The sequence below is a fragment of the Hallella faecis genome, assembly GCF_018789675.1.
In the GTDB taxonomy this organism is placed as follows: Bacteria; Bacteroidota; Bacteroidia; order Bacteroidales; family Bacteroidaceae; genus Prevotella; species Prevotella faecis.
In genome coordinates this window covers 1-14168 of sequence record NZ_JAHKBE010000015.1, presented here as the reverse complement: position 1 = coordinate 14168, position 14168 = coordinate 1, and the positions used below count along the sequence as shown (strand labels likewise).

Annotated in this window: 10 protein-coding genes; 5 read left to right on the top strand and 5 right to left on the bottom strand. The window is 54.7% G+C overall.

Going from position 1 to position 14168, the window contains the following annotated elements:
- Positions 1-145: 145 nt before the first annotated feature.
- From infB to KM934_RS05275, 4 genes are all read right to left on the bottom strand, one after another.
- Positions 146-3121 carry a translation initiation factor IF-2 gene (gene infB / locus KM934_RS05290; RefSeq protein ID WP_215759584.1) on the bottom strand — a complete coding sequence of 992 codons (2976 nt, stop codon included), beginning with the start codon at positions 3119-3121 and terminating at the stop codon, positions 146-148.
- A 190-nt stretch (positions 3122-3311) separates the two neighbouring features.
- Positions 3312-4580, bottom strand: coding sequence for a transcription termination factor NusA (nusA, locus tag KM934_RS05285; protein WP_215759583.1), 1269 nt, complete (start codon positions 4578-4580; stop codon positions 3312-3314).
- A 5-nt stretch (positions 4581-4585) separates the two neighbouring features.
- Entirely contained in the window at positions 4586-5053 is a 468-nt protein-coding gene (gene rimP, locus KM934_RS05280) for a ribosome assembly cofactor RimP (protein ID WP_215759582.1), read from the bottom strand.
- Positions 5054-5195: 142 nt separating this feature from the next.
- Positions 5196-6305: an AAA family ATPase gene (locus KM934_RS05275; RefSeq protein ID WP_287769267.1), complete on the bottom strand. Its 1110-nt coding sequence runs from the start codon at positions 6303-6305 to the stop codon at positions 5196-5198.
- Positions 6306-6930: 625 nt separating this feature from the next.
- Here KM934_RS05275 and topA point away from each other — a divergent pair.
- The 5 genes from topA (at position 6931) to KM934_RS05250 (ending at position 13083) form a co-directional block, all read left to right on the top strand.
- On the top strand, positions 6931-9264 hold the full coding sequence (gene topA, locus KM934_RS05270) for a type I DNA topoisomerase (RefSeq protein ID WP_215759580.1): 2334 nt from the start codon (positions 6931-6933) through the stop codon (positions 9262-9264).
- A complete protein-coding gene (locus KM934_RS05265; protein ID WP_215759579.1) occupies positions 9261-9797 on the top strand; it encodes a shikimate kinase in 537 nt (178 codons plus the stop codon). The genes topA and KM934_RS05265 overlap by 4 nt, the downstream gene beginning before the upstream one ends.
- Positions 9798-11690, top strand: coding sequence for a biosynthetic arginine decarboxylase (gene speA, locus KM934_RS05260; protein WP_215759578.1), 1893 nt, complete (start codon positions 9798-9800; stop codon positions 11688-11690). It abuts the gene before it with no gap.
- Positions 11691-11780: 90 nt separating this feature from the next.
- Positions 11781-12551: an acetylglutamate kinase gene (gene argB, locus KM934_RS05255; protein WP_215759577.1), complete on the top strand. Its 771-nt coding sequence runs from the start codon at positions 11781-11783 to the stop codon at positions 12549-12551.
- A 4-nt stretch (positions 12552-12555) separates the two neighbouring features.
- Entirely contained in the window at positions 12556-13083 is a 528-nt protein-coding gene (locus KM934_RS05250; protein WP_215759576.1) for an RNA polymerase sigma factor, read from the top strand.
- 274 nt (positions 13084-13357) lie between these two features.
- Here the strand turns inward: KM934_RS05250 and KM934_RS05245 are convergent, their stop codons facing one another.
- On the bottom strand, positions 13358-13852 hold the full coding sequence (locus KM934_RS05245; protein WP_215759575.1) for a pyruvate ferredoxin oxidoreductase: 495 nt from the start codon (positions 13850-13852) through the stop codon (positions 13358-13360).
- Positions 13853-14168 lie beyond the last annotated feature (316 nt).

The window sequence follows — 14168 nt, the reverse complement described above, 5'->3', positions numbered from 1 at the left end:
GGGAGAAAGCGATGCGCCACAAGCCTCCCGCCGTTATGCAATCGCTGCGCCCCAACGTTGTTGCAGCACACCGATTGCGTTTCGACAAACGCTCGCACATCTCTCCGCCATGGAAAGGCTTGGAGAGGCCTTATGCTATTAGATCTTACAGTTTCTGCTCCACCTCAATCTCAGTGAAGGTCTCCAGGACATCGCCGGCTTGGATATCGTTGTAGTTGACAAGCGAGATACCACACTCCAGACCCGTCACAACCTCCTTCACATCGTCCTTATAACGCTTCAAGGCGGCAATGGGGGCGGTGTGAACGACGATACCATCGCGAACCACACGAGCCTTGTCCTTGTTGTGCACCTTACCCTCGGTAACCAGACCACCGGCAACAGCGCCAACCTTCGATATCTTATAGACCTGTCTCACCTCAACCTGGGCGGTAATAATCTCCTTCTTCACCTTGTCGAGCATGCCTACCATGGCCGACGTGATGTCGTCGATGGCATCGTAGATAACCGAGTAGGTGTTGATCTCCACACCCTCGCGGTCAGCCAGTTTGCGTGCATCCGATGATGGACGAACCTGGAATCCCACGATGACAGCGTCGGAAGCGCTTGCCAACATAACATCGTTCTCCGAGATTTGACCCACGGCCTTGCTGATGACATTGACCTGCACCTTCTCGGTCGACAGCTTGATGAACGAGTCGGACAAAGCCTCCACCGATCCGTCAACGTCACCCTTAACGATGATATTGAGCTCATGGAACTCGCCACGTGCAATGCGGTGTGAGATGTCGCCCAAGGTAAGGCGCTTCTGTGTACGCAGTCCCTGCTCACGCTGCAGCTGCTCACGCTTGTTGGCTATCTCTCGAGCCTCCTGGTCTGTGTCGATCACGTGGAAAGCGTCACCGGCGGTCGGTGCTCCATTAAGACCAAGCACGATGGCAGGCTCTGCGGGTCCCACGTTGTCGATGCGTTGGTTACGCTCGTTGAACATGGCCTTGACGCGTCCCCAGCTGGTACCAGCGAGGACGATGTCGCCCACCTTCAACGTACCGTTGCTTACAAGAACCGTCGAAACATAGCCGCGTCCCTTGTCGAGCGACGACTCAATGATGGTACCTGAAGCCTTGCGGTTGGGGTTGGCCTTGAGGTCGAGCATGTCGGCCTCGAGCAGCACCTTTTCCATCAGGTCGTCGACACCGATGCCCTTCTTGGCGCTAATCTCCTGGCACTGGTATTTACCACCCCACTCCTCCACGAGCAGGTTCATGTTGGCCAAGTCCTCGCGAATGCGATCGGGGTTGGCTCCGGGCTTATCAATCTTGTTGATGGCGAACACCATGGGCACACCAGCGGCCTGACAGTGGGCGATGGCCTCCTTGGTGGTAGGCATCACCGAGTCGTCGGCAGCAACGATGATGATGGCGATATCGGTGACCTGCGCACCACGAGCACGCATGGCCGTGAAGGCCTCGTGACCCGGAGTATCGAGGAACGTCACCTTTCGTCCGTTCTTCATTGTAACGCTATAAGCGCCAATATGCTGTGTGATACCACCGGCCTCACCGGCGATCACGTTGGTGTTTCGGATATGGTCGAGCAACGAAGTCTTACCATGGTCTACGTGTCCCATGACCGTCACGATCGGAGCGCGGGGCACGAGATCGCTCTCGTCGTCCTCCTCCTCGCTAACAGCCTCCTGCACTTCGGCGCTGACATACTCCGTTTGGAATCCGAACTCATCAGCCACGAGGTTGATGGTCTCCGCATCGAGTCGCTGGTTGATAGAGGCCATGACACCAATGCTCATCAGTGTGCCGATGAGCTGGTTGACGGAAACATCCATCATGGTAGCCAACTCCGACACCGTAACAAACTCGGTGAGCTTCAACACCTTGCTCTCCTTGCGCTCCTTACGTGCCTCTGCGTCGAGCTTCTCCTGCACAGCCTCACGCTTTTCCTTACGATACTTGGCACCGCGCTTGTTGTTGTTCTGCTTGCTGGTCAGACGAGCCAACGTCTCCTTTACCTGACGTGCTACATCCTCCTCGTTCACCTCAAGCGGCTTTTGGCTGCGGTTGTTCTTCTTCTTGCTCTTCTTATTGTTATTGTTGTTGCCGGCATTGTTGTTGCCGCCGTCGTTTCCGTTGCGGTTGTTCTGCTGTCCGACGGCGTTGATGTCCACGCGCTCCTTGTTGATGCGCTGACGCTTCTTGCGGTCTCCAGCGTTGGCACCGTTCTGTCCCTTGGCCTCACGCTCCTTTCGGCGCTCCTCCTTCGACTTCTTACGGGGTCTTGTGCTTTGGTTGATGGTCGAGAGGTCAATCTTACCCAAGACGTTCACCTTGGGGGTATTGAGAATCTTCCTCTCGCTGCTCAACTGGAACACGCCCGATTTCTCCTCCTGCTGAGCGGGCTGAGCGTTCTCCTCAGCCTTCTTCGGAGCAGCCTCCTGTTTGGGAGCCTCCTTCTGGGCGTTGTTCTGACTTGTTGCCTTTGCCGCAACGTTGGCCTTCGGAGCCTCGGCGGGCTTGGCAGGAGCGGGAGCAGCCTGCTGTGCGGGCTTGGCGGGTTCCGCCTTCTTCACGGGTTCCTCCGCCTTAACCACCTTGGCGGGCTCAGCCTTCTTGGCAGGCTCCACCTTGGGAGCCTCTGCCTTGGGGGCCACCTTCTCCGGAGCTGCGCTCACAGGCTTCTCGGCAACGACTTTCTCGGGCTCGCGACTGACGGCAGCAGTCTTGGCCTCCTCTTTCTTAACAGGCTCAGGAGCAGCAGAGCCGACCCCGACCGGTTTCTTGCCCAGGTTGTCAAGGTCAATTTTGCCCAATGGCTTGTACTGCTGGTGGCTTGTTCCCTCCAGCACACTCTTTGAGCGCGTTTCTGTCCGCTTGGAATCCGTCTCACGCTTTTTCTCCTTGTTCTTAGGGAAAAGCTGTTTGGCGGCTGAGAGCACGGCTGCGTCTTGCTTGAAAGCCTCAACGAGCGCCTTATACTGCGCATCGTTGAGCTTGAAGCTCACGTCGGCCTTCACCTCGCCCAGATCGCTTTTCTTTTCCAGGAATTCAACTGCCGTTTGAAGTCCTATGTTCAATTCACGTAATGCTTTGTTTAATCTGATGCTCATAAAACCTTTCTTAAAGGCGAGAGGGGTTCGTGGCAAAAAGGTAAAACGCCATTCGCTCCATCACCTTACTCTATTTATTATATTTATAATCTCTTTTGACTTGTTATTTGGAAGCCTGGGGAGGCGTGCTGCCCTCCCCCACGCTTTTCACCTTTTATTAGGGGACGGCTCTTGTCTTAGAGCCGTTGGATTACTCGAACTCCTTCTTCAGGACCTCGATCACATGATCGACCGTCTCCTCCTCGAGGTCGGCCTTCTCGACGAGCATCACGCGGGGGGCGTTGAGCACAGCCTTGGCCGTGGTGAGACCCAGTCCCTTGATGGCGTCGATGATCCACTGGTCGATCTCGTCGTTAAACTGATCCAGATAAACGTCGTCGACCTCAGCCTCTTGCTTGCCGTCGACCACGCGGTACACGTCGATGGTGTAGCCGGTCAGCATAGAAGCCAACTTGATGTTCTGTCCACCGCGACCGATGGCCAGGCTCACCTCGCTGGGATCCAAGAACACCTCGGCCTTCTTGTCCTCCTCGTTGAGATCGATGCTCGACACCTTAGCGGGGTTAAGTGCGCGCTGTATGAACAGCTTCGTGTTGGCAGTCCAGTTGATCACGTCGATATTCTCGTTGCAGAGCTCGCGCACGATACCGTGCACACGGCTTCCACGCACGCCGACGCAGGCGCCCACGGGGTCGACACGGTCGTCGAAGCTCTCCACGGCCACCTTGGCGCGCTCTCCGGGGATGCGAGCCACCGCCTTGATGGCGATGAGGCCGTCGGCAATCTCGGGCACCTCCTGCTCAAGCAGATGCTCAAGGAACTTACCGCTGGTGCGCGACAGGATGATCTTCGGGTTGTTATTCTCGTTGTCCACACGCTCGATGACGGCTCTCACCGTCTCGCCCTTGCGGTACTGGTCGGTGGGAATCTGCTCGCTCTTGGGCAGGATCAGCTCGTTGTTCTCGTCATCAACGAGCAACACCTCGCGCTTCCACACCTGATAGACCTCGGCTGAGATGATCTGTCCCACACGATCCTTATACTTGTTGAACAGTGCGTCGTGCTCAAGCTCGAGGATCTTGCTCGCCAGCGTCTGGCGCAGGGTCAGGATGGCGCGGCGTCCGAACTTGGCGAAGTCGACTGGCTCCGACACTTCCTCGCCCACCTCATAGTCGGGCTCAATCTTCTGTGCGTCGCTCAGGCAGATCTGCTTGTTGTCGTCCTCCACCTCACCGTTCTCCACAACGACACGGTTGCGGTAGATCTCGAAGTCGCCCTTGTCGGGGTTAACGATCACGTCGATGTTCTCGTCACTGCCATATATCTTCGCAAGGACGTTGCGGAAGCTCTCCTCCAGCACGCTCACGAGTGTGGTTCTGTCGATATTCTTGGTATCCTTGAACTCGCGGAAGCTATCGATCATCGACAACTGCTCGTCGTCTTTCTTTCTTACAGCCATAGTTTTTATTTGAAACTAATTAAGTATTTTGTATATTTCACATTATCCATGTTGAATGCGTGGTCCACGTCCATCTTCACGGGGCGTTTTTTTCCTTCCACCTGCACCTTTTCGTTGACCGACACCACGAAGTCGCGTCCGTCAACGCTCTTGAGCTTTCCGGCCACCTTCTTTCCGTCGGCGTCCATCACTTCGACGTCCTCGCCAATGCAATTGATGTACTGCTGCTCCACCTTGAAGGGCTGCCCCAGTCCGGCTGAGCCCACTTCGAGCTCATAATCCTCCTCATCGCGACTGAGATGGTCCTCGATAAACTGGCTCAGCTTTGCGCAATCGTCAATCCACACCCCATCGGCATGGTCGATTTCCACGGTGATTTTGTCATCGGGGCTGACGGTAACATCAACCAAGAAGTAGTCTTTGTCTGCCAACCACTCCTCAACTAAGTTTTTAACGACGTTTTTGTCTATCATACGTTATGCTTTGTATAAAACAAAATGAGGAGCTCTCTTTGGAGCCCCTCATTCCACTGAACGATGCAAAGGTACGAAAAATATTCGATCCTCACAAGCGCTTCTTATAAAAAATGTAAGAAATCTCCTTTTGGAGGCTATTTTAACGTATGTTTTTGTCCAACCAGAGCGACATGAGGGGGTCGGAGAGACTGTAAACCTTTCCGTTTCTTGTCAGCAGGTCATCTTCGAGCAGTTTCTGCACCGCCGACTGGGTGGCACTGGGCGACTTTAGGCGATGGCGCTTGGTGAAAGCTGCCGAAACGATGCCCTGCGCCTCTTTCTCGTCGTGGATGGCATAGAGCACTTCCTTTTGCGGTTCGGAGATATAGGCCAGCAACCCACGGATACGGTAGTCGTTTTCGGCCACAAAATCATCGATGAGTTGTTCCACCAACCGCTCATCGCAGGTAGCGCCCTGCGGAGTTGTGGCGTAGGCGTCCTTCATGACGCGCTGCATATAAAGCGTCACGCCGCGAAACGAGCGGTAAGCAACCTCTACCGCCTCGGGGTTGATATCCTTTCCACCCTCCCGGAAATGTCCTACGACAAAATCCTGATATACAGAAAGTTCGATCGCATCCAACTGCATAAGTTTAGCGCTTTGAAAGAAGGGACGACGAGACGACAGGAACATCTCCTCCAACACCGTTCGCTGACTGCCTGCAAAAACAAAATTGGCATTGCTCATCTTTTGGATATAAGAGCGAAGGACAGCCTCAATGTTCTTCTCTGGATACTTGGTGATTTGTTGAAACTCATCGATCACCACCAAGCATCGCTTGTCGGCTTGTTCCATGAAATTGAATATCTCGCGAAGCGTATAGTCGGGCGTCGTAATGTCGCCCAACTTGATGTCGAAAGTGGGTGTGTTTTGAATGGGATCGTAACCAAAACTTGCGGAAAGCGAGCGTAGGGTTGCAATGAAAAGCCGCTTCATCTTATCGCTTCGTGAGGCTATCTTGTCGTAAGCGGCCGTGCCCAGCGCATAGATAAATTCCTTAAAACAGGTGGTATGAAGAATGTCCACATCGATTGTGAAATAATCTTTCTGGATCACTTCCTGCTGAAACACGAAATCGACCAATGCAGTCTTTCCCATTCTTCGCGGCGAGGTGACGACAACGTTCATCTGACTGAGCAACGCTTGGCTCAGCACCTTCGACTCCACTACCCGGTCGCAGAAATAAGCTGCAGGGATCCTGCCTGTCACAAAAAATGGGTTCACGTTTACAACCATATCTTCTTGTCTATAAAGGTTTTGTGTGCAAAAATAAGACAAATATTCGAATTACCCAAAACAAATTATCTATTTTTGATAATCAGATTTGGATAATCCGAGCCTTCGAGCGACAAGGGCAGGAAGGCGCGTGGAACGGACAAGCCAACACGCCTCCTGACCGACGAGCACGGCAAGAGCAAGAAAGCAGTTTTTGTGCCGTCGTTTGGGCAGAATGACCCGTGGCGCACTTTTCCCTGGTTTGTCAGCAATATTCTGCAAGAAGCCAGCCTGCCGCATCACAAACCCCAACGACAAGCAGACACCCATACTACAGAAATCCACAAACCCACACACCCCACGCAGGCCCAAAGTATGCCCAACCACAACGCCATCCCTCTGACAGAAGCGACCCACTGGCAGTTAACCGCGACACCAAAGGCAAAAAACGTAGCGCAAATTCACGCTTTTGTCGCTGTTTTTCAGCAACATATCAATCCACGCCCTCTACCCTGCCAACATGAAGATTATTAAAAAAATAAAATTTATCTCTATAATATAAGGTGTAGACAAAAGTTTTAATTACTTTTGCCAACCGAAAAAAACAATACCTGTTAGTATGCAAGATAATTTAGTGATCGTCGAGAGCCCGGCAAAGGCAAAGACCATCGAGAAATTTCTGGGTAAAGACTTCAAGGTGATGTCGTCGTACGGACACATCCGAGATTTAAAGAAGAAAGAACTCAGCATAGACGAAAAGACCCTTCAACCCACCTACGAGATTCCTGAGGAGAAGACCAAGGTGGTGGCCGATTTGAAGAAGAGCGCGAAAGCAGCCAAGACTGTTTGGTTGGCATCCGATGAGGACCGCGAAGGAGAAGCCATCAGTTGGCACCTTTGCGAAGTGCTCGGACTCGACGAGGAGAAGACCTCGCGCATCGTGTTCCACGAAATTACCAAGCCCGCCATCATGGAGGCCATCCAGAACCCACGCCACCTCGATATGAACCTGGTGAACGCGCAGCAGGCCCGTCGCGTGCTCGACCGCCTCGTGGGCTTCAAGGTGTCGCCCGTATTGTGGCGCAAGGTGAAGCCCGCCCTCTCCGCCGGACGCGTGCAGAGCGTGGCCGTACGACTCATCGTCGACCGCGAGCGCGAGATTCAGGCTTTCAAGAGCGAGCCCTACTACCGCGTAAACGCCCTGTTCCTCCTTACCAACGCCGATGGTTCGCAGAGCGAGGTGAAGGCCGAGCTCGACCACCGTTTCGCCAAGCACGACGAGGCCGTGGCTTTCCTCAACCAGTGTAAGGACGCCTCGTTCACCGTCGACAACATCACCAAGAAACCCCTGAAACGCTCGCCGGCGCCTCCCTTCACCACCTCCACCCTGCAACAGGAAGCGGCCCGCAAGCTCGGCTTCACCGTGTCGCAGACCATGATGGTGGCGCAGCGCCTATATGAAAGCGGACGCATCACGTACATGCGTACGGATAGCGTGAACCTCTCCTCACTGGCCATCAACGCCTGCAAGGAGGAGATCAGCAAGCTCTACGGCGACGATTACAGCAAACCCCGCAACTACCACACCCACTCGAAGGGTGCCCAGGAGGCCCATGAGGCCATCCGCCCCACCTTCATGAACGAGGCCACCATCACCGGAACGGCCCAGGAGCGTCGTCTCTACGAGCTCATCTGGAAGCGCACGGCAGCATCGCAGATGGCCGACGCCCAGGTGGAGAAGACCACCGTGACCATCAACATCAGTGGCGCCGAGGAGCAGTTTGTGGCCAACGGCGAGGTGGTTCGCTTCGACGGATTCCTGAAGGTCTACCATGAGTCGACCGACGAGGAGGCAACCAATAACGACGAGGGCAACCTCCTGCCCGCCATGAAGGCCGGACAGCGACTGCTGCGCGCCGACATCACCTCCACCGAGCGTTTCTCCATGGGTCCCGTGAGATACACCGAGGCCAGTTTGGTGCACAAGCTCGAGGAGCTCGGCATCGGCCGCCCGTCAACCTACGCGCCCACCATCTCAACCATTCAACAGCGCGAATACGTGCAGAAGGGCGACAAGAAGGGTGTGGAACGCGCCTACGCCATCGACACGCTGAAGGGCAGCGCCGTCACCTCGAAGACCAAGCACGAGATGGCCGGATCGGAGAAGGGCAAACTGCTGCCTACCGACATCGGCTTCGTGGTAAACGACTTCCTGCTTCAAAACTTCCCCGACATCATGGACTACAACTTCACGGCCAAGGTCGAGGAGCAGTTCGACCGCATCGCCGAGGGCAAGGAGGAATGGACGAAGATGATGATCAACTTCGACAAGAAGTTTGAGCCCAACGTGGAGAAGGTAATGAACGCACGCTCTGAGCACAAGGCTGGCGAGCGCCAACTGGGCATCGACCCCAAAACCAACAAGCCTGTGTTCGTGAAGATCGGCCGCTTCGGACCTGTGGCGCAGATTGGAACGGCCGAGGACAAGGAGAAGCCCCTCTTCGCCCAGTTGCCCAAGGACAAGAGCATCGAGACCATCACGCTCGACGAGGCATTGGAGCTCTTCAAGCTTCCGCGCGAGGTGGGCAACTTCGAGGGCTCGCCGGTGGTGATCGGCGCAGGCCGCTTCGGACCCTACATCATGCACGATAAGAAGTATGTGTCGCTGCCGCGCACAGAGGATCCCCTCACCGTAACCCTCGAAACAGCCGTCGCACTAATAGAGCAGAAGCGCAAGGCCGACCAGGAGAAGCACATCAAGCAGTTTGACGAAGACCCCAAACTGGAGCTCATGAAAGGTCGCTACGGCCCCTACATCGCCTACGACGGCAAGAACTACCATATCGACAAGAAGTTGCAAGACCAGGCGCTCAGCGGTGCGTTGAGCTACGAGGAGTGCATGGAGATTGTAAGGACCGCACCCGAACCAAAGGCCAGGAGGGCTAAGCGATGACACCATCACGCATCATACTCATGGGTTACATGGGATCGGGCAAGACCACCGTGGGGCGCGCACTGGCCAAAGACCTTAACATGCCGTTCTACGACCTCGACTGGTACATCGAGAGCCGCATGCGCAAAACGGTGAAGCAAATCTTCGACGAACGAGGCGAGGATGGATTCCGAGTCATCGAGCGCAACATGCTTCACGAGGTGGCCGAGTTCGAAAACATCGTCGTCAGTTGCGGAGGAGGCACCCCATGTTTCTTCGATAACATCGACTACCTCAACCAGCAGGGCGAGACGGTCTACCTGAAATGCACTCCCGAGGTGCTCCATAAACACCTGAGCATGGGCAAAACGGTGCGTCCCCTGCTCCTGAACAAGACTCCCGAGCAGGTCAAGACCTATATCGAGGAACAACTGCAGGTGCGCGAACCATTTTACAGCAAGGCCAAACACACTGTGGATGTGACCTTGATGGACAATTATGAGAAGATCAAAATATCAGTAGCAAAACTAAAAGAAACATTGGGCATAGCATAAATGAAAAAATGGACTATTGAGGACTCTAAGGAGCTTTACAATATCAACGGATGGGGAACGTCCTATTTCGGAATCAACGAGAAGGGACACGCCTACGTCACTCCTTGCAAGGATAACACGCAGATCGACCTGCGCGACGTGATCGACGAGCTGGCTTTACGCGACGTAACGCCTCCCGTGCTGTTGCGTTTCCCCGACATCCTCGACAATCGCATTGAGAAAATGGCATCGTGCTACGACAAGGCGCGAAAGGAATACGACTACAAGGGCGAGGATTACATCATCTACCCCATCAAGGTCAACCAGATGCAACCCGTCGTCGACGAGATCATCTCGCACGGAAAGAAGTTCAACCTCGGCCTCGAGGCTGGATCAAAGCCCGAGCTCCACGCTGTCATCGCCGTGCAGTGTAAGAGCGATTCGCTCATCATCTGCAACGGATACAAGGACGAGAGCTACATCGAGCTGGCCATGCTGGCGCAGAAACTGGGCAAGCGCATCTTCATTGTGGTGGAGAAACTCAACGAGATCGACATCATCGCCAAGACCGCTGAACGCCTCAACGTGCGCCCCAACATCGGCATCCGCATCAAGCTCGCAAGCTCGGGATCGGGCAAATGGGCCGAGAGCGGTGGCGACGCGTCGAAGTTTGGACTGACGCCCTCGGAACTGCTTGAGGCGCTCAACAAACTCGACAGCATGGGGTTGCACGACTGCGTGCGACTCATCCACTTCCATATCGGCTCGCAAATCACCAAGATTCGCCGCATACAGAACGCCCTCACCGAGGCCGGACAGTATTACGCCAACCTCAGAAAGATGGGCTACAACATCGAGTTTGTGGACTGCGGAGGCGGACTGGGTGTCGACTACGACGGCACACGCTCGAGCAACTCGGAGAGCTCGGTGAACTATTCCATCCAGGAGTATATCAACGACTGCGTGTACGCCTTTGTCGACATTGCCAACCGAACCGGCATTCCCCACCCCAACATCATCACTGAGAGCGGCCGGTCGCTGTCGGCCCACCACTCCGTGCTGGTGCTCGACGTGCTGGGCGCCGCCTCACTGCCCGAGATGCCCGAGGAGTTTGAGGCCAAATCGACCGACAACAAGTTGGTGAAGGACCTCTACGAGATATGGTGCAACATCAACCCCAAGTCGATGTTGGAGGACTGGCACGACGCCGACCAGATCCGCGAGGACTGTCTCGACATGTTCGCCCACGGAATGGTCGACCTCAGGACACGCGCCGAGGTGGAGGCCATGTATTGGAGCGTGTGCCACGAAATCGACTCCATGGCCAAGACCATGAAGCACGTGCCCGATGAGTTGCGTGGCCTCGACAAGCTCCTGGCCGACAAATACTTCTGCAACTTCTCGCTCTTCCAGAGCCTGCCCGACTGCTGGGGTATCGACCAGCTCTTCCCCATCATGCCCATCGAGCGCCTTAACGAGCGTCCCACACGCAACTGCACGATACAGGACATTACCTGCGACAGCGACGGAAAGATCTCCAACTTCGCCATCAACGGCTCGCAGGCCAACGTGCTTCCCGTACACGCCTTGCGCAAGGATGAGCCTTATTACATCGGCGTATTCCTCGTGGGCGCCTACCAGGAGATCCTGGGCGACATGCACAACCTCTTCGGCGACACCACGGCAGCCCATATCAGCGTGAAGAACGGCACATACAACATCGACCAAATCATCGATGGCGAAACCGTCGAGGAGGTGCTCGAGTATGTGCAGTACAACCCCAAGAAGCTCGTCAGACAGTTGGAGCAGTGGGTGACGAAGAGCGTCAAGCAAGGCAAGCTCTCGCTCGACGAGGGCAAGGAGTTCCTCAGCAACTACCGCTCTGGACTCTACGGCTACACCTACCTGGAGTAAACACACCACGGAGAGCGCCCTCGACGGAGGGCCTCTCCCCATAACACGCTTGCCAAACGCATCGTTTGCCAACCACAAACAACACACAACATGAAAAAGATTATCATCATCAAGGTGGGTGGAGCCATCGTGGAGCACGAGGGCCAGCTCAACCAGCTGCTCGACCAGTTCGCACAAGTAGACGGACCGAAGATCCTTGTTCACGGTGGTGGACGACGCGCCACAAAGGTGGCTACATCGCTCAGCATCGAGAGTAAGATGGTCGACGGCCGACGCATCACCGACGCCGACATGCTCAAGGTGGTGACCATGGTCTACGGAGGCTTGGTCAACAAGGACATCGTGGCGCGCCTGCAGGCAAGGGGCGTCAACGCCCTCGGACTCACAGGAGCCGACGCCGACGTGATACGCAGTCACCGACGCCCATTGAAGAACGGCATCGACTACGGCTTTGTGGGCGACGTAGACCACGTTAAGGGCGACCTGTTGCTGACGTGGCTCGACCAAGGCATTGTACCGGTCATCGCTCCCCTTACCCACGACGGGCAGGGACACATGCTCAACACCAACGCCGACACCATGGCCTCGGAGACGGCCAAGGCGCTCGCCGCATACGCCGACGTAACGCTCGTCTACTGTTTTGAGAAGCCGGGCGTGCTCAGCGATCCAGCCGACGACAACAGCGTGATACCTGTCATCACACGCACCGACTTCGACCGTCTCACCGCCGACGGCACCATCGCTGGCGGAATGAAGCCCAAGGTGGAGAACGCCTTGGCAGCAGTAAGCGCTGGCGTGGGCCGCGTTATCATCACACAAGCCTCGGCCATCGGCCAAGAAGGGGGCACCGTCATCCAGTAAGAACATGAGTAAAATCAGTTTCCAAAACGATATCCTACCGCTGAAGAACCAGCTCTACCGCCTGGCGCTGCGCATCACCCTGCGTAACGCCGAGGCTGAGGATATTGTGCAGGAAACGCTCATCAAGGCTTGGAACGTGCGCGACAAGTGGGACACGATCGACAACATTGAGGCTTTCTGCTTCACCATCTGCCGAAACCTGGCGCTCGACAGCATCAAGCGACACGATAACCGCAACGAGACACTCGAGAACGTGCGCACCGATGCGGCCGACACGCAGCAAACGCCCCTCGACAAGGCCACCACAAACAACCGCATAGACATTGTGAGGCACCTCGTCGACAGTCTGCCTGAAAAGCAACGAAGCTGCATCCAGCTGCGCGACTTTGAGGGAAAGACCTACAAGGAGATTGCCACGGTCATGGGAATACCCGAGGAACAAGTGAAGGTAAACATCTTCAGGGGCCGACAAGCCATCAAGACGCAATTCCAAAAGCTCGACAACTTTGGCGTAAGCAAGAAGAACCCCTAACCCATCGGGGCCAGCCCGCAACCGCCCTAATTGCACGCCACAACAATCTTCTCATCGCGTTGCAAGCGTTAGGGCAACCCATAAGCAACTTTTAGGTACAAAACGAATCATCCGCTAACGAGCGGAGGAAAAAAATAAGGGACTGTACGACTCACCACTGAGCTACAGTCCCTTTCAACGTTAGTATGTTATGAAAAATTTGAGAGAATTGAAACTTCACAGTTTCATTTTGTTTTACTAAACATGATTTTATAGAGAAAGCATAGAAATTATCTTATTTAATGATGGGGTCGCCCATCTTTGCCGTGGGCTCCGCCAAGCTGCGCTTCATGGTGTCGAGCACCACGCTATCGCTCATGGCCACCGATGTGCCGTGGTTGAGCTCGGGCTTGCTATAGCCGTCGTAGCTGCTGATAGGATCGGCGTTCTGCTTGGCAAACGGCACCTGCATGGCATTGCCTAACGTGAGCACGATGGTCACCACGGCGGCTGCCTTGAAGAGCGGGCGGAGACGTTGCGTCATGGTGATGACCTTGGCCTTTACCGGCTGCGACTCCTCGACCATGGCCAAGATCTTCTCGTCGAAGTCCTTGCCCAGCACATCGCTCACCGGCTCCTTCGCCTCGTAGACAAAGAGCGGCTTGTAGCGTTCCAGCTCTGCGGGAATGTTGTCTTGGCTGAAGAAAGCACGGAGGATATCCTCTTCTTCCAAAGAGGTCTCGCACTTCCAATAGCGCTCCAACAACTGGTTGATGTACTTGTAATCCATGTTCGTTTATTACCGTTTTCATGAGTACGACGACTGTAATCCCTAAATGTTACGGGATTTTCTATATTTAACATTTGTTTAGATTTAATTCCCTTTCCGTAACTATTCAGCGGTAGCGCTGCACCCTTAATCCATAATTGAAATATACAGCAAAAAGACCCATAAAAAGACAAAACAAAGTGTCTATATTTCTTGCGTATGTGAGATATTTTTCGTACCTTTATACTTATGAAAGAGCAAGTTACGGACATATCAAAAGTACTGCAAGACATGACGGCAGAGATGCGGTTGATGCGTGAAACCATCGATCAGCAAT